General features: G+C 43.5%; 12 protein-coding genes. 6 read left to right on the forward strand and 6 right to left on the reverse strand.

Features of this window, described 5'->3' with window-relative positions:
* The first annotated feature begins 63 nt into the window (after positions 1–63).
* The 4 genes from lysS (at position 64) to JMW64_RS07130 (ending at position 6,123) form a co-directional block, all read left to right on the forward strand.
* A complete protein-coding gene (gene lysS, locus JMW64_RS07115; protein WP_198329895.1) occupies positions 64–1,596 on the forward strand; it encodes a lysine--tRNA ligase in 1,533 nt (510 codons plus the stop codon).
* Between the two features lie 114 nt (positions 1,597–1,710).
* The gene (locus JMW64_RS07120) at positions 1,711–2,973 is read left to right on the forward strand and encodes a hypothetical protein (protein WP_201553819.1); all 1,263 of its coding nucleotides are present in this window, start codon (positions 1,711–1,713) and stop codon (positions 2,971–2,973) included.
* A gap of 69 nt (positions 2,974–3,042) precedes the next feature.
* Positions 3,043–4,989, forward strand: coding sequence for a DNA polymerase III subunit gamma/tau (gene dnaX, locus JMW64_RS07125; RefSeq protein WP_201553820.1), 1,947 nt, complete (start codon positions 3,043–3,045; stop codon positions 4,987–4,989).
* A gap of 234 nt (positions 4,990–5,223) precedes the next feature.
* Entirely contained in the window at positions 5,224–6,123 is a 900-nt protein-coding gene (locus JMW64_RS07130; protein WP_045448120.1) for a LysR family transcriptional regulator, read from the forward strand.
* Positions 6,124–6,237: 114 nt separating this feature from the next.
* On the opposite strand, the gene JMW64_RS07135 is transcribed toward JMW64_RS07130, so the two are convergent.
* Both JMW64_RS07135 and JMW64_RS07140 read right to left on the reverse strand, forming a co-directional pair.
* Positions 6,238–7,419: an aspartate aminotransferase family protein gene (locus tag JMW64_RS07135; RefSeq protein ID WP_201553821.1), complete on the reverse strand. Its 1,182-nt coding sequence runs from the start codon at positions 7,417–7,419 to the stop codon at positions 6,238–6,240.
* Between the two features lie 47 nt (positions 7,420–7,466).
* The gene (locus tag JMW64_RS07140) at positions 7,467–7,658 is read right to left on the reverse strand and encodes a DNA gyrase inhibitor YacG (protein ID WP_193013089.1); all 192 of its coding nucleotides are present in this window, start codon (positions 7,656–7,658) and stop codon (positions 7,467–7,469) included.
* Positions 7,659–7,866: 208 nt separating this feature from the next.
* Here JMW64_RS07140 and JMW64_RS07145 point away from each other — a divergent pair, with 208 nt between their 5' ends.
* Positions 7,867–8,544 (forward strand): class I SAM-dependent methyltransferase, encoded by a 678-nt coding sequence (locus JMW64_RS07145; RefSeq protein WP_198329899.1) that lies wholly within the window; start codon positions 7,867–7,869, stop codon positions 8,542–8,544.
* Positions 8,545–8,699: 155 nt separating this feature from the next.
* Here the strand turns inward: JMW64_RS07145 and JMW64_RS07150 are convergent, their stop codons facing one another.
* Positions 8,700–10,094 (reverse strand): ABC1 kinase family protein, encoded by a 1,395-nt coding sequence (locus JMW64_RS07150; RefSeq protein ID WP_201553822.1) that lies wholly within the window; start codon positions 10,092–10,094, stop codon positions 8,700–8,702.
* Positions 10,095–10,392: 298 nt separating this feature from the next.
* Positions 10,393–11,730, reverse strand: a complete 1,338-nt coding sequence (gene purD / locus JMW64_RS07155; RefSeq protein ID WP_201555068.1) for a phosphoribosylamine--glycine ligase — start codon at positions 11,728–11,730, stop codon at positions 10,393–10,395.
* A 457-nt stretch (positions 11,731–12,187) separates the two neighbouring features.
* Here purD and JMW64_RS07160 point away from each other — a divergent pair, with 457 nt between their 5' ends.
* Positions 12,188–17,035, forward strand: a complete 4,848-nt coding sequence (locus JMW64_RS07160; RefSeq protein ID WP_201553823.1) for an NAD-glutamate dehydrogenase — start codon at positions 12,188–12,190, stop codon at positions 17,033–17,035.
* A 150-nt stretch (positions 17,036–17,185) separates the two neighbouring features.
* Here the strand turns inward: JMW64_RS07160 and JMW64_RS07165 are convergent, their stop codons facing one another.
* Together JMW64_RS07165 and JMW64_RS07170 are read right to left on the reverse strand one after the other, a co-directional pair.
* Entirely contained in the window at positions 17,186–18,256 is a 1,071-nt protein-coding gene (locus tag JMW64_RS07165) for a WG repeat-containing protein (RefSeq protein WP_201553824.1), read from the reverse strand.
* Positions 18,257–18,286: 30 nt separating this feature from the next.
* Positions 18,287–22,258 (reverse strand): AAA family ATPase, encoded by a 3,972-nt coding sequence (locus JMW64_RS07170; RefSeq protein WP_201553825.1) that lies wholly within the window; start codon positions 22,256–22,258, stop codon positions 18,287–18,289.
* Positions 22,259–22,298 lie beyond the last annotated feature (40 nt).

Below are 22,298 nucleotides of genomic sequence, written 5' to 3' on the forward strand. Positions count from 1 at the left end.
TATAGATTTAATTTTGCAGTTTTCGTTTATTCCATTTAATTACCTAACAATATTGAGAGTGTTATGTCAAAGCACAACAATCAGAATCAAGAGCAAGCCCCAGAAGACGCTAACGAGCTAATTGCTCAGCTGCAAGCCAAGCTAGACGATATCAGTGCTTCAGGCAAACAGCCGTATCCAAATACATTTAAACGTACTGATTATGCGCAAGATTTGCAAACTGCTTTTGACGGCGTCTCAAAACAAGAAATTGAAGAAAAAGCGGCGAATGGCGAAAAAACACAGGTCAACGTGGCAGGTCGCGTCATGCTGAACCGTGGTGCCTTTATTGTTATTCAAGACATGACGGGTCGCATTCAGTTATATGTTGCACGCAAAGAGTTGGATCCAGAGACGTTAGCGGCCATTAAATCACTAGATTTGGGTGATATTGTTGGCGTATCAGGCTACATCGGTCGCTCAGGCAAAGGCGACTTATATGTGCATATCGAAGAGTTTCAGTTATTGACTAAAGCGCTACGTCCAATGCCAAACAAGTTTCATGGTTTAGCTGATGTCGAAGCGCGCTATCGTAATCGTCATCTTGATTTGATGACCAATGAGACGACTCGTGATACCTTTATGATTCGCAGTCAAGTCATTAGCGGCATTCGCAAGTTTATGTTAAATGAGCGTTTCATGGAAGTTGAGACGCCGATGATGCATCCTATCCCAGGTGGTGCGGTGGCGCGTCCATTTGTGACTCATCATAACGCTCTAGATATGCCTTTATATCTGCGTATCGCGCCTGAGCTTTACTTGAAGCGCTTAGTCGTTGGTGGTTTTGAAAGGGTGTTCGAGATTAACCGCAGCTTCCGTAACGAAGGTGTATCAACTCGCCATAATCCTGAATTTACCATGATTGAATTTTATCAAGCGTATGCTGATTATCATGACTTGATGGATTTGACCGAACGCTTATTTAATGAATTGGCGATGGATATTTTGGGCACGACTGAGATTACTTATCAAGAAGAAGCCATCAGTCTAAAAGCGCCATTTATACGTTTATCTATGTGTGATGCAATTGCAAAATATGCCGAAAATTTCGATATGGCACGTATCAATGACCGTGAATATCTGGCAGAGTATGCCTCGACAACGCTTAAACAGCAAGTGAAAGAGGTGTTTGGTGTGGGCAAACTACAGACCATCATCTTTGAAGAAACCGCTGAACACCAATTGCGTCAGCCAACTTTCATCACTGAATATCCAGCGGAAACTTCACCACTGGCACGCCGTAGTGATGACAATCCTGAAATCACCGATCGTTTTGAGCTATTCATCGGGGGTCGTGAACTGGCAAACGGCTTTAGCGAGCTTAATGATCCTGCTGATCAGGCAGAACGCTTCCGTGGACAAGTCGCTGAAAAAGACGCTGGTGATGATGAAGCGATGCATTTTGATGAAGAATACATCGAAGCGCTGTCTTATGGCTTACCACCAACCGCAGGTGAAGGTATCGGTATTGACCGTTTAGTGATGTTGTTTACCGATTCGGCTAGTATCCGTGATGTGATTTTGTTCCCGCATATGCGCCGCAAGTTAGAAAGCTAAAACTAGTTTACTTGCCATAAATCCATGCTGGGACTAAACTGAACATAAGAAAGCTCTTTTGCTTTCAATGGAATGGTCCCAGATTCTTTATGAGACCTCATTTATAGGGACATCATGGATAATCAGCACGCGTCACCCTCACTTTGGCAACAAATGATTCAACAAAGTTTCTTATCTTTGTATGAGTTACCAGCAGATAAAACAACCAATCCTGAGCAGTTTCAAGGTTATGATTTCGTTTTTGAGTTTTCTGGCGCTATCATTTATTTGATAGTCAATGATGTGGTGATGCAAGCGAGTAGGCAAAAAGTAGACAGCGCTCAAGTTCGTGAGTGGAGAAAAGAAGTCGTCAACCAACTAATTAAGCGTCACGCTCAGCTTTATCTAAAAAACGATAAGTCGATGGCAGAAAGTAATACCTCGGCAGCTGGTAAGAATGTTTATTTCATTGGTTTGACGTCACTGTCTGTCACGCATCAAGATGATAAACCACAAGCATCCTCGCATACGGTTGATTATGAATATGGTAGTCAGTTTTTTGCTGAAGACTGTGTTTTAGATCTGGATGATGAGCAGAGTGTCTTACAGGTATTTAGCCATCAAAACTTTGTCGATACCATCAGCCAATTGGTTACGCCAAGCGATTTGTCCGCATTTTTAGACTTTCATCGCAGCCAGCTGACAGGGTTTGAGTCATTCCAAGACGAATCGACATTACTTACCCAGTTTTTACAGTCGCCTGACTTTCATCAAAGAGCGATTAGGGTGCAAGAGCAATTGATTGACAATCAGTTGATCGATCAGATTGAGCAACGCTTGCTCAAAGCTACAGAACCAGATCAGGCAGTCTTTGCCAAAGCACTCATGGCTGAGATTCAGAAAAATACTCGAATGTGGTACAAGCTGTTTAATAGTTTGATCAAAAATTATTATGAGGCAGGTCAACCACTACCAAAAGAGCCAGTCGATATTTTGGTCGATGAGTCAATGTATACTTACGCTTGTTTGGTTGAAAAAATCTTAGCTTACAAAACGATGGATCAAGACTCTCGCTGGAATGGTTATGTCTGTCATGAGCACTCTTATCACGTGTTTGGACGCCATTATCTGATGGTTTTCTATGCGCAAGATGATAATAGTTCGCTGAGTGCTGACAAGGTGCGCACGTCTCAACAAGATTTGTTGTTGGAGCTCAATGCTCAAATGCAGGATCCAGTGATGGATGATTTATTTTTGATTGGTGTAGAGTTTAGACCTTGTGATGATAGCGTCAATACAGAGGTGCATTTGGATGCCTTTTATCAAAAAGGCTCAGTGATTGACGCCAATACTCAGCGCTTATACGAACGTTTAGCACAACTTCAAGCGCAGTTATAATCTAAACCTAATATAGCTTACTGGTTTGACACTCCATCTATATTTGTATTATTCACATTGGCATTTATTATGACGCAGCAATATCAAGTTTTAGCGCGCAAATACCGTCCAAAAAACTTTCACGAGTTGATTGGGCAAACGCATGTTTCTCAAGCACTGATTAATGCGATTGATTATAACCGTTTGCATCATGCTTACCTCTTTACGGGCACACGCGGTGTGGGTAAGACCACGATCGCGCGTATCTTATCTAAATGTTTGAACTGCGATACTGGTATCACTAGTACGCCTTGCGGTGTGTGTGATAACTGCGTGGCAATCGATCAAGGGCGATTTATCGATCTTATCGAGATTGATGCGGCATCCCGTACCAAAGTAGAAGACACACGAGAGTTGCTGGATAATGTGCCGTATGCGCCAAGTCAGGGGCGTTATAAAGTATACCTGATTGATGAAGTGCATATGTTGTCCACACACAGTTTTAATGCGCTTCTTAAAACTTTGGAAGAACCCCCTGAGCATGTAAAATTCTTACTTGCCACGACTGATCCGCAAAAATTGCCGATTACCATTATTTCGCGCTGTTTGCAGTTTGTGCTACGTCCGCTACCGCAAACGTTACTCAGCGAGCATTTGGCAAATGTTCTTACCCAAGAGCAGGTAAGTTATACGCAGCCTGCGCTCTGGCAATTGGCTAGCGCCGCTAAAGGCTCGGTACGTGATGCGTTGTCATTGACCGATCAGGCCATTGCTTTTGGTCAAGGTGCGCTCGACGATGTCACTGTAAACGCCATGCTTGGCTTAATTGATGCGGCTGATCTGGTCAGTTTAATTACTGATATCTATAACCATGACAAATCTGCTGTCGCGGCTCATATAGAACAAATGCGCGCGCAAATGGTTGATGCGACGAGTATGTTTGATGGTCTTACTGAATTACTGCATCAATTGGCGTTGACTCAGCTGTTGCCTGAAGTGGCATTAAATGTAAATGAGGCACAGGCGCAAGATATTAACACGCTTGCGCAGCATATGAGTCCAGACGTTCTGCAACTGTATTATGAGATTGTCGTGCAAGCACGTGAAGGTGTTAAGCTTGCGAGCACACCAATGCAAGCGCTGGAAATGTGCATTTTACGTCTGCTGGCATTTCGTCCGTTGCCAGTCGATGAGATATTAAATCATACTTATGCTGGCTCTGTATCATCTGAAATGCCAGCTATAGAAGATGGGACATCTACACATTCTACACAGTCATCAACTAGCCAATCGGCTTCTGCACCGCCATTACAGTCTTATGGCATTGATTATCAAGCACGAGATAATGATGATTTGCAAGTCGAGACCTATGACAATATTGAGCCAAGTTTGGCTCAATATTCTGAGCAAAATCATGATGTATTAGTTACTAGCCCTGAACCCGTTGTTGAGCCTGAACCCGTTGTTGAGCCTGAACCCGTTGTTGAGCCTGAACCCGTTGTTGAGCCTGAACCCGTTGTTGAGCCTGAACCCGTTGTTGAGCCTGAACCCGTTGTTGAGCCTGATGCAAATAATTCTCAGTTAACAACGCAACTGGATGATCCTCGTACTTTGCTGCGTTGCTCACCGCAAGAACTGCTAGGTGAGTGGACACCAGAAAAATGGGATTATTGGCTACAAACGGCTCGTGAAGCGGAGATATTGGCTCAAGACGAATTAGCACTTGCGCGTCAAGGCATGATGACGGGCTTATGCGATGGCAAGGCAATATTTATAACAAGTGTAGATAGTCGGCATTTACAAACCACTTTTCAGCAATTAGCGGCTAAACTGCAACAGCAGTTCACCCAAGCAGAAATTGACTTACAAATCGATGGCAGCGTCATGCAAGCAGAGGATAAGACGCCTGAGCGTCGCCAACAAAAGCGCTTGGTGCAAGCCAAAACGGTTGCAGAAGCAAGACTGCTTGCTACGCCTGTGATGCAGTATTTGAATGAGCGCGGTGAAGGAAAAATGGGTAAGGTTCAGTTGTATTAAACAGTCAGAAAAACTGTTGTTAAAATTATTTAAAAGTCTATATAGTTATTAAAGACAACTTTCATATAAAATATCAAGGCGATGTTGTACTATCGCCTTGATATTTTTGTTTTTATTGCAGATTAAATGGGCTTTTTTAAACAAGAGAGAAATATTTAGTAACGATAAGATAAATTAAGATTCGTTATAATGGTTAAGTTATATTAAAAACTGAAATGAAGTTTAGGTGAGAATATGTTGGATAATTTACGCGGTATGGCTGTGTTCGCCAGTGTGGTTGGACATGGCTCTTTTAGTGGCTCTGCTCGTGAGCTTGGCATTACAACCAGTGCAGTCAGTCAGCAAATCCGCTCATTAGAAAATGAGCTGGGCGTCGTACTATTACACCGCTCAACTCGTAAGCTGAGCTTAACAGAAGCTGGCGAGAGCTTTTATGAAGCCGCAAAGGATGTGGTAAGTGCTGCTGAACAAGGGCGGATTAAGGTCAATCAGTTGCGTGATGAGTTGGCAGGCAGCTTACGAGTGGCGACAACACCGGAGCTTGGCGTTAATCACATCTTGCCGGCACTTTCTACGTGGATGGCGGCACATGATGATCTTAGTATTACCTATCTGGCAGACAACCACTATATTGACATGATTGATGAGCGGATCGATATTGCGATTCGTATGAGTCCATCGATTAATGACTCGAGCCTCAGCAGTCATCCATTGACCGATGTGCGCCAAATGTTGGTTGCTTCACCGCAGTACCTACGTCAACATACCAAACTGCAGACGCCTAAGGATTTGGCTGACCATCAGCTGATTTGTATTGAAATCATGAAAGATGCCAATCAAATTGATCTCATTCAAACAGAAACGGGTAAAAAGACGCGTACGAAAATGAATTCACGCATTTATACCAATAATGTCTTTATGGCGACCACCTTGGCAAAAGAAGGTCATGGCTTGGTTAGAATGATGGAAATGGACATTAAAAAAGAGCTTGAAAATGGTGATTTGGTCGAAGTTTTGACTGGTTATCAATTGCCAAGTTTTGTACTATATGCCGTCACCTTAAACCGTGATCAACAGCCAGCCAAAATCACTCGCTGTTTAGAGGTATTAAAAAAGTACTTCCATGCCAATTAGGTGACGTTTGAATAATGCACCGTAGAGAGTAGTTTAAAGCCTCCAAAAGCAAAAAGCCTATAGATATATTATCTATAGGCTTTTTTAGTATTAGCGTTTAATGTAACCAATCATTTAAAATGATGGTTTTAGCAAGTCAATCAGACGCTCAGCCACTTGTGTGCTCTCATCGCGGCTCATATTAAGCGGCGGTAGCAAGCGCACAACATGCCCACCAGTGACATTGATGATTAGCTTTTGCTCATCACGTGCACGATCAACCAACTGACTACAGTCCATGTCTTCAGGTAAGGTGATACCAATCATCATACCTGCACCACGACTGCTGACGCCATATTGTCCTAGTGTATCGACCAGCGTCTCTCGAATAAACAGCCCTTCGGTCACGGCATTGGTCATGATATCACTGTTAGCCAATACGTCATATACGCTATGTACCACACGACTGGCTAGCGGCGTGCCGCCATAAGTAGAGCCATGACTACCAGCACCAAGCAGGCCATTAGCGCGGCCACGTATCATACATGCGCCTACTGGAAAACCGTTACCCAAGCCCTTAGCTGTCGTCAATACATCAGGACGCGCATTACTATGTTGATAAGCGAAGTATTTACCCGTACGGCCATTACCTGTTTGCACTTCATCTAGCATAAATAGCCAGTTATGGGCTTCACACTCTGCTTGTAGTTCTTCAAGATACGTAAATCCATTAGTAGCAGTATTTAAACCCCCTTCACCTTGAATAGGCTCTACAAAGATGGCGCAAATTTCATCATGATCTTGCGCGGCTTGCTTAATCGCGGCAATATCGCCAAAGGGTACACGGATAAAATCATCATCTAATGTGTAAAACCCTTCACGGGCTTTTGGGTTGGCGGTGGCTGACAATGATAATAAGGTACGACCATGGAATGACTGCTCCATAACGATGACTTTTGGGCGTTTAAAACCTTGCTGATAGGCATATAGACGCGCCAATTTGAGCGCGGCCTCGTTCGCTTCAGCACCACTGTTGGCAAAGAACACACTGTCCATTTGGGCAGCTGTACATAGCACTTCACCCGCACGCTCTTGCCAGTCGATACCGAATAAGTTACTGGTATGTACTAAAGTCGCTGCTTGCTGCTGAATGGCGTCAGTCACTTGCGGGTGGCAATGCCCTAGACCGCATACGGCAATACCAGTCAGCGCATCTAAATAAGGCGTGTCATCTTTGGTATATAGCCAGCTGCCTGAACCGCGTGTAAAGCTGATTGGCTGACGGTTATAAGTGGGCATCAGATAAGTAGCAGACATATAAAACATCCTTAAGATGATAAATTAGTTAAAAGAGAAGGTGTTGATTATAGCTCGTCAGAAAAAGGCGTGGTTTCAGCAGGCAAGGTATAGTCTTCATTTGCCCATGCACCTAAGTCAATAAGTTTACATTGACTGCTACAAAACGGTTTGTACTTATTGTCTTGCCATGCTGTTTTAGTGCCACAACGTGGGCAAGGATAGGTTTTAGGAGAAGTATTGGGGGTAGATTCAGTCATGATAAGGGTGAGAGTATCCTTGATTTATTTGTATGATTAATCTCATTAGCGAGCGGCAGTCGTTAAGTGGTCTATTTTCTTCTCATATGCGCTTGATAGACTACGATAGCGCGTTACTCGCAGTCGCTATATTACTATTGAAGTGGATTGGCTATATAATAGCATGCGCCCGAATAATGGCAAAAGACAAATACTTTAAGGATAGTAGATGACGGACAATATTGAACTTACGCATCAGCAACTGCGTGCATTTCAACCAGAAAAGCTTTCGGCACCACGTGATTTTATTGTGCCAAACCTCATTCACGACAATAAAAATAATATACCTTTGGTATTAGAAATCGGTGCAGGGAAGGGCAAGCATGCGCTTGGCTTTGCCGCGAAGAATACTGATAAGCATTTGATTGCGATTGAACGTACGCGTAATAAATTTGATGCTTTTGCCAAACTGGCAGTGCTACAAGATTCACCGAACTTAACTGCCATTCATGCTGATGCGATCGCATGGATTGTGTATGCCATTAAACCCAATAGTGTCAGTAAAATCTTCATACTGTACCCCAATCCTGAACAGCACAATCCCAACCAGCAATGGCTAAACATGCCTTTCTTCGAGTTTCTATTGTCACGCTTGCAAGTAGGTGGAGAGGTGGTACTAGTAACCAACATCGAAGCCTATATCAATAATGCAGAGCAGCAAGCAACGGAGATATGGTCGTTGCCTAATGAGCGCTATCAAGTCGCTGATGACAGTCAGCGCACGCATTTTGAAATAAAATATTTAGCCCGTGGAGAGGTATGCTGGGAACTTATTATGCATAAGCCCGAGGGTTATAAAACTAGGTTTGATGAGTGGAAGGCCGACACTATGAATCAAGTTAAATAGCCTAAGTAATAAATCAAAACCAATATTGCCGATAATAAGTACTAATTTGTAATATATAAAATAGCCTAAGCAAATAAAAAGCTAAAAAATAAAACCGCCACAAAAAGGCGGTTCAAAAATTACTTACTATTAGAGAAAATTTTCTTAAATCAAAACTATAAATAAGGTTTTACTAAGGTATCTGAATCAGTATAAGCGTCAAGCACCGTCAGAAAGGTATAAGCACCAATAAATTTTCGACTAATAAACATAAATTCTTTTGGTGGTAAGTTAAACTCAAAAGACTGCATCGCTTTTGTGGCTTGTATTGAGAGGCGAGAGTGAAGTTTGCTGTTCGCCCAAATATAACGGTCGTCCTTATCTAGACAATCGCTAGGAATATCAGGATTGGTCGCTGGATCACTAAACGGTTCGGTTGCCAATAAAAATAGTGACGCCATGTCAGAGCGTACTTTATCACTCATACTATCAAAGAAGTCATAACCCGTCATCGCAAGCATCATTGCCTGATGGTCATGGCGGTAACCAGCTTTTAGTAAGCCATGCGCAATGGTCAAAAGGTTGTTATCAAATTGACGAATAGCACCAAAATCTAATAATACTAATTTATCGATATCGCCTTCATTTTCACTGACACGAACCAAATAATTACCAAAGTTGGGGTCTGTCTGCATTTCACCCCACACAAAAATCTCTTGCATCATGATTTCGATGGCTGCCTGACCAATAGCGTTACGACGCTCATGAGGTAATAATTGTAATGCCTCAGAAACTACGGTAATACCTGGCTCATAAGACATGCAGAGTAGGCGCTTTTTGGAATAAGTACGATTAATCTTGGGAATTATGTAACGCGGATCATTACTCAGACGGTCATAAAACCGTTCTGTCGTCGCGGCTTCAGCTTCGTAGTCCACTTCATGATGGAGTAGGTCACGTATCTCTTCGAACCAAGCATCGAGCGAACGGGTCTGCGGAACGATGTTACTCACTCTTAATAGTTGCTTAAATAAAGCAAGATCTGAGTTGATTGCATCAGCAACACCCGGATACTGAATTTTTAATACAACTTGCTCGCCAGTCGCAATCACGGTGGCGCGATGAACTTGCGCGAGCGACGCGGTACCTATAGGAACCGTATCGACATCTAATTCATGTAATTTTTCGCCCAATAATTGCTGCAGCGTTTGTTGCATGGTTGGCCATGATAACGTAGCGGTATCATCATTGAGCGTTTGCAAGGCACGGGTGATTTCTGGTGGCAAAATATGTTCGCCATAAATCGCTAGCATTTGACCAATTTTGACGACCGAACCTTTTAGCTTACCTAGCTCTTCTGCGAGGTAGTTTGCTTGTGCTTCCATAAATACTTGGTTACGTGCTGTGCGTGCTTCTTTATTTAAGAACATACCAGACACACTATTACCCGCCCAGCGGCGACCAATGTTTAAGGAGGTTTTAGCAATCGACATTCGTCTATCAAACCCTGAGGTTTTTAAGCTATCGATGGATTGCTTGGTGCTAGAAGGTTTAGACGTATCATTTGCCATAAATATAATCATTCATCCAGTTGGTATTGATTTGTGGGTTCAAAACCTACAATACAAGGGAGATGCGATGTACGGGTACAAAATTGTATCATATAAAGCACATTTGGTTGATGAGCCTAAGCTTGCCAATAGCAGTTACTTTGTAAGCCGCAGTATATATTTGCAGATTATAATTTCGTAAAAAATAATATCAAAAAATAAGACCTAGCATGATGCTAGGTCAAATCCTAATAGCTAAGAGTAATTTGGTGTATCAGACTGAAACTGCGAACAGCCCTCGCCTGAGTAATATTGATTTTTAACTGTTTTCACGAGCAATGGCATGATGCCCAATATCACGGCGATACTGTGCACCATCGAAACTAATCGCACCTGTTACCGCAAGTGCGGCTTGCTGAGCGTCTGAAATACTATCTGCAAGAGCAGTCACGCATAGTACACGTCCGCCATTCGTCACCACTTCTTTTTCACGGTCTATGGCATCGCTGTCAGAAAAAGCAGTGCCAGCATGGAAGACTTTGACAGCGTTGTCATTATTGTCATCTAGTTCTGGCAAGCCAGCAATTACATCACCTTTTGATGATGTTTCAGGATAGCCTTTTGAAGCAACGACGATACCGAGGGCAGGGCGGCTGTCCCACTGAGCATCACTAGGCAACTGTCCTGCTAGACCTTGTGCCACCAAATCTACCATTGATGATTGTAAACGCATTAAGATTGGCTGAGTTTCTGGATCACCAAAACGGCAGTTAAATTCGATCACATAAGGGTCACCTGCTTCATCAATCATGAGACCTGCATATAAAAATCCCGTATAAGGGTGACCCGCATTATTCATTGCATCAACCACTGGCTGAATGACTTGGGTCATGACTTTTTCATGGACATCTTGAGTGACCACTGGTGCAGGAGAGTATGCTCCCATACCGCCTGTGTTCGGACCTGTATCGCCTTCAAAAGCCCGTTTATGGTCTTGGCTTGTTGCCATTGGCAAGACATTTTTACCATCAATCATGCAGATAAAGCTGGCTTCTTCACCTTGCAAAAACTGCTCAATCACCACTCGGCTGCCTGCATCACCAAACTTATTGCCCGCAAGCATGTCATCGATGGCCTCATATGCCTGTTCGATAGTTTCTGCAACGATGACCCCTTTGCCAGCGGCAAGGCCATCGGCTTTGATAACGATGGGTGCACCTTGTTCATCGATATAAGCTTTGGCTGCCACCGCTTCGGTGAAGCCTTTGTAGGCTGCGGTGGGGATATTGTTTTGCTCCATGAATTCTTTGGCGAAGGTTTTGGAACCTTCTAATTGCGCACAGTATGCTGTTGGTCCCCACGCTTGAATCCCAGCATCGCGGCAAGCATCAATGATACCAGTGACCAAAGGCGCTTCTGGTCCAACAATGACCATGTCAATGGCATTGTTTTGGCAAAAATCGATGATTGCACTATGCTCACTACCGTTCTCGCCCGTAGATACTGTCGATACTAGGACAACGTTTTGGCATTTAGGTTCAAGCGCTGTACCAGCATTACCAGGCGCGACGTAGACATTATTGACCTTATCGTCTTTTGCACATTGCCATGCTAGCGCGTGTTCGCGACCACCTGAACCAATCACCAAAATATTCATCATACGTCTTGCCCTTAGCATTAAAGTTAATTATGAGTTAGCCACACACTCTTAAATATACTGGCATATTCTAACAAAAAAGTCGTACTGATTGCCATGAGTATCCACTTGCCAGCAATTAATCATCAATAAACGGAAAAACCTGTCTCATGAGTAAATGTTATCGACATGTTGCTGATTCATGAAATGATGTTGTACGCTTTAGCTGGCGCGCTATGTACGTTACACTTCACTAAATTAATGGTATTAAATCCCAATTGCGACATATTCCTAAAAATAAGGGTGAAAAAAGGAGAGAAACTTAAAATATCAAGAAAAAACAGAATAAATTACGTAAATGGATATACTGCTCCGCAGCACCAATAATGTTTCACATATTTATGCGCTGCCATTAGTTAGTACGAATTAATAAACTTAAATAAATGATAAATCAAATCTATAAAAAAGGATGAAGGACATGCCAAACTCCCTCAGTATCGCAAAAGAGCGCATCAGCCAGATAAGCGATATTGCTACCAGTTATGTACAAAAAGACAAATCATTATTTGATCATTTTATTCATAGCTATTATCAGCCATTGCACGCAGAGGCAGCTGAGACTATCAGTAATGCTGACCTAGCAGGCATGGCATTACATCATTTTACGTTGCTCCAAGCCTATGATGGTAGCAAGCCACAACTGAAGGTGCTGAACCCAAAAGCAGAAGAGCAGCATTTTCATAGCTCACATACGGTTATTCAAATTGTTGCCTATGACAGACCGTTTTTAGTCGATACGATTTTGATGAGTCTTGAGTCTGAAGGTATCGATGTTCATCGTACTTATAACATCATTGTCAGTGTTGCACGTGATGATAATGGTCATATTACTCATGTCGAAGGCGCACATGAAAGCGCGACCTCTCATTTGTCTTTGATTCATTGTGAAATTGCCTATCAAGATGATGAAGATCTGGCTGCATTACAGCAAATGTTATTGGCAAAAATTGATACGCTAGATACAGTCGTTGGCGATTGGAAGCAGATGCGTGCGCAGTTGACGGATATCAAAGCTGAGCTATCAAACAAACCACTGCCAGAAGTTTTTTACTCGCAGCAAGAGATACAAGCGTTTTTAGATTGGATATTAGACGATCATTTTATATTCTTGGGTTATCGTGAATACCGTTTGGAAGGCGGTCAGGCTGTTGAAGTGAATGCTGAACCTGCTGATTTAGATTTATTCGCCATTGGTAATAGCGGTCTTGGTCTATTACGCGGTGCTGAAGAAGATAAACTGTCAGAAAGTTTTAGCCAATTGCCAAAAGTATTAAAGCAGCTATTGACTGAACCGCGAGTGTTGATGTTGTCCAAATCAAGCCGTGTATCGCCTGTGCATCGTCCCGTATATATGGATTTTTTGGGTATTCATAAATTTGATGACAACGGTAAACTGGTTGGTGAATATCGATTTATTGGTCTATTGACCTCACAAGCGTATCAACTAACGGTACAGCAAATTCCGCTATTACGTGACAAAGCCAATAAGATTATGGCGATGGCAGAATTGCCACGTGACGGTCATGCGCACCATAAAATGATGCATGTGATTAACACCTTGCCGCGTGACGACCTCTTTCAAGCCAGCGTCGAAGAGCTATATCCTATCGTTTCTGGTATCAGCCAGTTGCAAGATAAAAAGAGCCTGCGCCTATTCAGCCGTGTGGATCATTATCAGCGTTTTGTCTCATGCTTGGTCTATATCCCGCGCGACAAGTTCAACACCGAGCTACGTATCAAAGTACAGAACGTCCTAAAAGAAGCTTACGGTGGCACATCATCAGGCTTTACCACCGAATTCAACGAATCAGCTCACGCACGTGTGCATGTCCATGTGCGTACAGTGCCAGGTCAAGTGAAAGACGTCGATACTGCTGCACTTGAAGCAAAACTATCTGCTTTAATGCAATCATGGAGCGACAGCTATCAAAAGATGCTATTGGATAATGTGGGTGAGCAACAAGCCAATGCTTTAAACCGTCGCTTTTTAAATTATATCCCTGCGGCTTATCAAGAGCGTTTTGATGCCCGTACTGCGGTTGAAGACACTAAGCGTTTAGCTGTATTGACAGCAGAACAGCCGATGATTTGGCATTTATACCAGTCAACTGGCGATGCAAGCAATCAATTACACCTAAAACTGTATGGTCGTGAACAGCCTGTCATTTTGTCTAAAGTCCTGCCAATCCTTGAAAACTTTGGTGTGTCTGTCATTTCAGCACAAACCTATGAGTTTGATTTGCCAGAGCAGCCCATTTGGATGCAAGAGTATGAACTGACACTAGAGCATGTCGATACTGTCAACATGCAAGTGGTGCGTGGTCAGTTTGAAGACAGTCTCAAACAGATTTGGGCGGGACATGTTGAGAGTGACTCCTTTAACGAATTGGTATTGACGACCAATTTAGACACTTATGATGTGGTAGTACTACGAGCATTGTCACGCTATATGATGCAAGCGAAAGCACCATTCTCTAGTACGTATATTCAGCAAACGGTAGTAAAAAATAGCGACATTAGCGTGGCGCTAGGTAGTCTGTTTGATGCCCGTATGAACCCTAAGTACAGTGAAGATGAACGCACAGAAAAAACCGCGCAGATTCAACAGCAAATCACGGCGGCATTGGCAGGTGTGGATAGCTTGGATGAAGACCGTATCTTGCGTTGGTATTTAGATTTAATTAACGCCATGGTACGCACTAACTTCTATCAAACCGATAGCGATGGTCAGCGTAAAGATCGTTTATCATTTAAGTTTTTGGCAGCAGATATTCCTAATCTACCAAAACCAAAGCCAATGTTTGAGATATTTGTTTATTCGCCACGAGTGGAAGCGGTGCATTTGCGCGGTGGTAAAGTGGCTCGTGGTGGTCTGCGTTGGTCAGATCGTATGGAAGACTTCCGTACCGAAGTGCTTGGTTTGGTCAAAGCACAGATGGTCAAAAACGCGGTGATTGTTCCTGTTGGTTCAAAAGGCGGTTTTATCGTCAAAACCAAAACCATGGCAGATGGTCGCGACGCATTCCAAGCCGAAGGCATTGCTTGTTATCAAGCATTCCTACGCGGTATGCTCGATGTGACGGATAATATCGTTGATGGAAAAATTGTCCCGCCAGCCAACACCGTGCGTCATGATGAAGATGATCCGTACTTAGTGGTCGCGGCTGATAAAGGAACGGCTAGCTTCTCTGATATTGCGAATGCCTTGTCTGCTGAATATGATTTCTGGCTCGACGATGCCTTTGCTTCAGGCGGCTCGGTTGGTTACGATCATAAAGCCATGGGTATCACTGCACGCGGTGGTTGGGAATCGGTCAAACGCCACTTCCGTATGCGCGGCATGGACATTCAGAACCGTGATAACTTTACCGTGGTTGGTATTGGCGATATGAGCGGTGACGTATTCGGCAATGGCATGCTGCTATCAACCCATACCCAGCTGGTCGCCGCATTTAACCATCTACATATCTTTATTGATCCTAATCCAGATGCTGCTGCTTCACACGCAGAACGTGCCCGCTTATTTGACATGCCGCGTTCGACGTGGGATGACTATGAAAAGTCACTTATTAGCCAGGGAGGTGGCGTTTTCTCCCGCCAAGATAAGAGCATCACGCTCAGTGCTGAGATGAAACAGCGTTTTGATATCGCTGAAGACAGCATGGCACCCAATGAGTTAATCAGTGCGTTGTTAAAATCGCCTGTTGATCTTATTTGGAATGGCGGTATTGGTACTTATGTGAAAAGCGTGAATGAGAGCCATGCTGATGTCGGCGACCGTGCCAATAACGCAGTACGGGTCAACGGCAATGAGCTACGTACGGCTATCGTTGGTGAAGGTGGTAACTTAGGCTTTACCCAGCAAGGGCGTATCGAATATGCACAAACAGGCGGTCGCATTTATACCGACGCTATCGATAACTCAGGCGGCGTAAACTGCTCAGATCATGAAGTCAATATCAAAATTTTACTTGGTAAAGTGGTCGAGCAAGGCGACATGACCTTAAAGCAGCGTAATGAGTTGCTTGAGAGCATGACTGATAGCGTGGCAGAACTGGTATTGCGTCAAAATTACCTTCAGCCACAAGCGATCGAGCTTAGCCACATTCGTGCGGCGGCTAACTTAAGCGATCATCAACGTTTTATTCAGATGTTAGAAGGTGAAGGGCGTCTTGATCGGGCGATTGAATATCTGCCATCAGATGAAGAAATTGCCAAACGTCAAAAAGCAGATACTGGCTTGACCAACCCTGAGCTGGCAGTTGTCATGGCTTATGGCAAAATGTGGGTGTATGACAACTTGTTATCATCAGACTTGCCAGATGATGCGTACTTTATCAATGAGCTGCGCAAGTATTTCCCTGATGAGCTGGCGACGCGGTTCTTTGATGAGATGACTGAACACCGCTTACATCGTGAGATTATCAGCACCTATTTGACAAATAGTGTGGTCAATCGTTTGGGCATTGAAGCACTGTTCCGTCTTTATGAAGAAACAGATCAATCGCTGGCGACCATCGTACGTGGTTATGCAATTAGCCGTGATGTCTTCAATGTATCAAAAGCTTGGAACACCCTTGAAGCGCTGGACAATCAAGTCGATGCTACATTGCTGCTAACTCTTGAACTACGTCTACGTGACGCGCTTGAGCAAGGTGTGGTTTGGTTTATCAATGCCTTTGGTCAAGAATTGCAAGTCGCTGACATGATCAGTCGCTTTAGTGATAGTGTTGAGAAATTAACCAAATCAGGCGGCTTTATTGAGCAACAATTTGCAGAATACTTGCAAGAAGATACCACTAGCCTGATGCAGAATGATTTGTCTAACAATGATGCCGCGTTGTTTGCGATGCTGCCTTATCATGTTGATGCACTTGATGCCGCACTGCTCGCTGAGCAATATGAGCGTCCTGTTGATGAGATTGCAACATTATACTTTGATGCCTATCACGTCTTGCAGTTAGATTGGATGATGGACAACATCGCCACTTTACCACAGCAAGACTACTGGGATCGCCGCGCACGCCATGCGTTGATGAACGAGCTGTCACGTAGCCTACGTCTACTGATGGATGCCATATTATCTAAACCAGATGCGAAGCAAGCATTTGGTGAATGGCGTTCACGTCACTTGGATCATCTGGAGTCTGTCACCACAGAGATGAGCAAGTTAGATAGTCTGCATAGCAATGATGAAAATGGTCAAATTGGTCTTTCAACGTTGTCAGTATTGATGAGTGAGCTAAGCGGTTTAGTCACTAAGTAACTAAACTAACTAAGTAGTCATTCAATAAACAACAAGATAAAGATCTTTTCAAAAAAACCACCGTTATTAATTAACGGTGGTTTTTTATCTTCTAATGCTCGAATGATAAATAGGAGCATTAAAATAGAAGCAGTAAAAATGATAAAAGCGCTACTCTAACGTTATCAATGTATTTAAACGCCGCATTTTACCATTCTTTTCAAGCCATACTTTATCCGCATCATCACGATAACTGTCAAATTGGGGTTTTAGTGTCACTTCACCTTTATCATTAATAATCCCAAACTTACCCGCTTGCTTATAAGTATAGAGCTGATGATATAGCAGTTTTCTAATCGGTGCGTCTGATGCGAGGATTAACTTACCATTAGCGTCGATAATTTGAGCGCTAATAATATCCTCTTGAATATCTTCACTCATGCCAGTAGCGGTGCTACCAGCAACTAACGTGCTGCGTAAAAATAGTAGCGGCTTGGTAGAATTATTAAAAGATTCGATATGTTGGTTGGCAGCGAGTGGAATGATGACATCATTGTTTTGGTCAATAAGCGCCGTTTTATTTTTAAAGCTGACCTGCAGGTATAATGGCTCGCCTGTACAGGCATTTAACGGATGAATCGCATCATATTGCGGCATTACAGCCCAGTAGCCTCTATCATCAAGCAATCCTGTTAGCTCGTTATTGTTAGTAACTATAAAATAATCTTGGGCAGAATCGTAATGCGCATGCTCGATATGAGCATTGTCTAACGGATAAACCCAGCCGCCATGGCGATTGATAATACCCTGTTTGGTGGCATTGCGAGCATCATCTGATGACTTAACGCTGACAATAAAGCTGGTGGCAATATCCGGTTCGGTTTGAATCTCATCATACTCAAAAGGTACAATTATCTTGCCAACCGCATTAACAACGCCGTATTTACCATTTTGCTGAGCTAATACATGTTTATCCATCACTATATAAGCATCAGACAAATTATCCGTGAGGATATTGCCATTTAGATCGTGTAGCTGCTGCGTGCCATTTGTTAATTCAATTAACTTGCCAGCAAAAGGCTTATTATTTTCGATACGCTCAAAATAACTACTGGGTAAATAACCGGCGCAGCTAATTGTTGCATAAGCAGGGGTAAAACTTAAAGTAACAGCGATGATTGTGAAGATACCTACCATCATCGGTCGCGCATTCATATGAGTAAGCTGAATCATAATGGGCATAACATTGGCCACTCCAAAATTTCTTTAGCATTAACTGGCTATATGATAGCAGCCTGGACCAGTAATTTTACTAAAGCCTCCTGACAGCTTATCAACTTGAATTTGGGTTAAAATACGCTCTTTTAGGGCTTGTACGTGTGAGATGACACCAATCAATTTGCCTTCTTGTTGCAAGCTGGTCAAGGTATCTAAAGCAATATCAAGTGACTCTTCATCTAGAGTGCCAAAGCCTTCATCCAAAAATAATGAATCGACGCGGATATTGTGACTGGCCATCTGCGATAATCCAAGTGCAAGCGCCAAACTGATAATAAACCCTTCACCACCGGATAGATTTTTGGTACTGCGTCTCTCGCCACCTTGGTAGTTGTCAATGACATTGAGCTCAAGTGGGTTATTGTCATCCCGAGCCAGCAAATAGCGATCGCTCATTTTGTGCAGTTGGGCATTGGCATGTGTCACCATAATATCAAAAGTTAAACCCTGTGCAAAAGTACGATACTTCTTACCACTACTTGACCCTATCAATTCATTGAGTTGTCGCCATACTTGCAGGGTCTCTTTTTGCTGAGCAATAGCTTGACGTTGGGCTTGTTGATTGCCTTTTTTCTCTTCATTGTCTTTGAGCTGTTGACTCATGGCGCCAATCGCCTCAATCAAGCGGTGCAGCTCATTTTGCGCCAGATGCTGCTGCTGAACCAACGTTTCTCTTTCTTCAGTGGTTAAGGGTTCAGACTTTTTCTTAGTAAGTGCTTGCATGGTTTGAGCCAATAGCGATTGCGCTTGCTTGAGCGTATCACTTATCTTTTGCTGCTGCTCCGTTAGGCTATGGCGCTCAGCGGTAGGTAGGCGCGCACACATGAAATCTGCCTCATCAATAAAGTCAGAGCTGGCGAGTGCCGCTTTAAAGATATCTTCTTGCATGGTGAGGGCAGTAGTAGCGGTGGTTAATTGGTCGGTAAGCTGTTGCTGTTTTTCCTGTAATTGCTGAAAGATATGCTCAGCACTGTCTAACTGTCTTTGTGCTGAGGCCTGTTCAGTATTTGCCTGTTCTACTAAAGCGCGTAATCGTGTGTCTTCTTCATCAGGATTAATAGTGATGTTATTGCTATGATCAGCACCAATATTACGTGCGTTGTCCGTAAAAATATCGCGCCGTTTAGCCGTTAATTGTTCGAGCATTTCAGTTTTATCAGCAACCGCTTGATTCAGATGATCAAGCTCAGCTTGGTCTTTATCTAATTGTGCTTGCTTGGTTTCGATTTGCACCGTTACGCTGCCAAGCGCAGTCATCAGGGTTTGTTGCTCACTCTTATACGCATTGAACTGCTGTTTTAATTGCACCAAGTTACTACGCTGCTGACGAAGTGTATGGATATGAGTGTTATAGTCCATTTCGTTTAGTACAATTCTCTCATCTATACTCGTTATCAGCGGCTGCAAGGTGGCAGGCTTTGCGACAGAATCTAATGTATAAGCCAGATACTTATTTAATATCGCTGATATAGCGCCTTTAAGCGTGGTTAATTCAGCAAAATTTGCGCAGGTTTTTTTGTTGATACCTTCTACAGCCAACAAACCTATCTTAATATTGGTTTCAATCTCATGCATATCACTAGCAAGCTTATACTGCTGTTGTTCAAGCGTCTCAAGGGTTTTACTTGTTGTCGTAAGCTCAGCGCTCAGCACTTCATATTGACTAAGCGTATTTTTTAGACAAAGCCTGCGCGCGGCAAATTGGTCTTTAATCGTACCTAGCACTAATAGAGCGTCTTGTATAAGATTGAAATCAGCTGAATCAGTCGTTATCTGCCCACTCAGTAAATCCATGTCGGCGCCAATCTGCCCGAGTGGATTCATGATGGTGGTGAGGGCGTGAGACTCAGAATAGGTTTTATGCAAAAGTGGCTGTATTAAGCGACCACTGTCTGCGCACAGTGTTTTTATCTGCTCATATAGTGGGCTTTTTTGTTCTTGCCACTGCTCAATCTGACTTTGAGTAGTGGCATACTCAATACGTTGCTTAGATAAAGTTTGTTCTAGCGCATTTATCTTCGTATCCAGCTCCTTTATCTGCTGCTGCGTTTGGGCAACTTCGGATGGCTCCTTATCTAACACAGGGTGGTGCTCACCATAAGGATGCTCAAGCGCGCCGCAAATCGGGCAAGGGTCTCCCTCTTTTAATTGGCTAATGTAGCGCTCTAAACTTGCGACGTGTTGCCAGGAGTCCAACAGCTTTTGCTTATCTTGACGACGATCTTTTGCCTCTATTATGACGGATTCGTTATCAGTAATAGCCGTTGCCAGTTTGACTAATGTCTCATTGAGAGTGGGCAGGGTGGTGTTTATCTTATTGATTTGCGCCGTAAGCGCAGCCATTTGTTGTGCTTTAAAGATCGCTTGCTCAATCTGGCTGTTGGTGTGGTCAATCAGTTCTTGCTCGCTACGTAAATCAGCCAATGACTGCTCTTGGGTTAAGCCAGCCTGCTTTTTTTGTAAAGCCGTTGATTCCTCACGTGCCTTGGCAATCAAAGAGTTAGTGGTGTCTTGCTGCTGCTGACATTTATCAAAGTTGGCCTGATAGTCGCTGGTTTTATGATGATGGTTGTATTTTTCATTTACTAAAGCGGCATTGTCTTGTAGCAGCACCTTTAGACGGCTGCACTGACTGTCAAAGTTTGCCGCATCGGTATCGATATCGTGCAGAGCGTCAGCATCACTAAGGTACGTCTCGATACTCGCCAGCTGGGTGTTGTCTTGATTAAAACGCTCTTTATGATTGTCTATCTCTTGACATAAGCGCTGTATATTGGCTGCTATGGCTTGCTTTCTTTTGCGATGGTCGTCTAACACATGCCTGTGCTGGGCGATAGTCGCATCCAGCTTGCGGGCTTGTGCAATTTTGGGCAAAGTGGTTTGTAGCTCATTACTTGCTGTCTGCGTACGAGCCTTTGCCGCTTGTAGAGCGCTCGTGGCTTGCGTGAGTTGATTTTCTTGCTGCGGCAGTTGATGATTTAGCGACTGCTGTTCATCTTGTAAGCGCTTAACGGTGTCACGGTTATGGACAAGCTGGCTGTATTGACTGTCAATCTCCAAGGCTTTATTGGCGGCAATAAGGCGTTTAGCATGAGGAATAAAATCTGCCTGCGCTTGCTTTGCCGACGTAACATCTTTTTGATAGCTGACGACGTTTTTTTCTAACTCCGCCACGGCATCGAGCCAATTGATTTGCTCGTTAAGATGCTGATAGTATTGTTGCTGCTCGGTTTGTGCGGTTTGATGCGCTGTTAATTTTTCGCCAATCAGCGCTTCTTCATCTGCTTCTAACAACGTTAAGCCATCTAAGCCAAACTGCAACTTGCTCAATATTTCTTCTTCATGACGTTTTTTTTCAAAGACATGGGTTGATATCGTAGCGTAGATATCAGTGCCAGTGATTTTTTCTAAGATGTCAGCACGTTCATCGGCCTTGGCCTTTAAAAACGCTGAAAAACTCCCTTGAGCCAGTAAGATTGAGCGGGTGAACTGTTGGAAATCCATTCGTGTCAGCTCAATGATTTTATCTTTGGTGCGTGACAGCTTGCTTTCTAATATTTTATCGCCCGCTGGCACGTCTGCGTTGTCTAGATTGTCAGTTTCGGACTTTACCAAAGCTATCTCGTGGGTAGCATCTTGCAAGTTACCATCCGCTTTACCATAAGCGCGGCGCTGACCCCATCGGCAGCGATACAGGGTGCCATTTAAATCAATCACCACTTCAGCGAAACACTCCGCCGTTTGCCGCGTCATGACCTCGTTACTACTTTTGCTGATGCTATTAATCCGCGGCGTCTCACCATATAGCGCAAGACATATGGCATCCAATATGGTCGTCTTGCCAGCACCCGTTTGCCCAGTAATGGCAAAGATGCCTTCATTAAGAAAAGCGGGGTCACTAAAATCAATGTGCCATTCGCCTTTCAAAGAATTCAAATTTTTAAGTCGTAGTTCGATTAGGCGCATGATAGGGTCTTATTTTTATAGGTAGTAATAAAAAGGGCAA

Origin of the sequence: Psychrobacter immobilis, assembly GCF_904846065.1 — a bacterium.
GTDB lineage: Bacteria > Pseudomonadota > Gammaproteobacteria > Pseudomonadales > Moraxellaceae > Psychrobacter > Psychrobacter immobilis_H.

Excerpts from the sequence above, each read along its gene's own strand:
- lysS (WP_198329895.1), top strand. The coding sequence starts at position 64 with ATGTCAAAGCACAACAATCAGAATCAAGAGCAAGCCCCAGAAGACGCT.
- JMW64_RS07120 (WP_201553819.1), top strand. The coding sequence starts at position 1,711 with ATGGATAATCAGCACGCGTCACCCTCACTTTGGCAACAAATGATTCAA.
- dnaX (WP_201553820.1), top strand. The coding sequence starts at position 3,043 with ATGACGCAGCAATATCAAGTTTTAGCGCGCAAATACCGTCCAAAAAAC.
- JMW64_RS07130 (WP_045448120.1), top strand. The coding sequence starts at position 5,224 with ATGTTGGATAATTTACGCGGTATGGCTGTGTTCGCCAGTGTGGTTGGA.
- JMW64_RS07135 (WP_201553821.1), bottom strand. The coding sequence starts at position 7,419 with ATGTCTGCTACTTATCTGATGCCCACTTATAACCGTCAGCCAATCAGC.
- JMW64_RS07140 (WP_193013089.1), bottom strand. The coding sequence starts at position 7,658 with ATGACTGAATCTACCCCCAATACTTCTCCTAAAACCTATCCTTGCCCA.
- JMW64_RS07145 (WP_198329899.1), top strand. The coding sequence starts at position 7,867 with ATGACGGACAATATTGAACTTACGCATCAGCAACTGCGTGCATTTCAA.
- JMW64_RS07150 (WP_201553822.1), bottom strand. The coding sequence starts at position 10,094 with ATGGCAAATGATACGTCTAAACCTTCTAGCACCAAGCAATCCATCGAT.
- purD (WP_201555068.1), bottom strand. The coding sequence starts at position 11,730 with ATGAATATTTTGGTGATTGGTTCAGGTGGTCGCGAACACGCGCTAGCA.
- JMW64_RS07160 (WP_201553823.1), top strand. The coding sequence starts at position 12,188 with ATGCCAAACTCCCTCAGTATCGCAAAAGAGCGCATCAGCCAGATAAGC.
- JMW64_RS07165 (WP_201553824.1), bottom strand. The coding sequence starts at position 18,256 with ATGCCCATTATGATTCAGCTTACTCATATGAATGCGCGACCGATGATG.
- JMW64_RS07170 (WP_201553825.1), bottom strand. The coding sequence starts at position 22,258 with ATGCGCCTAATCGAACTACGACTTAAAAATTTGAATTCTTTGAAAGGC.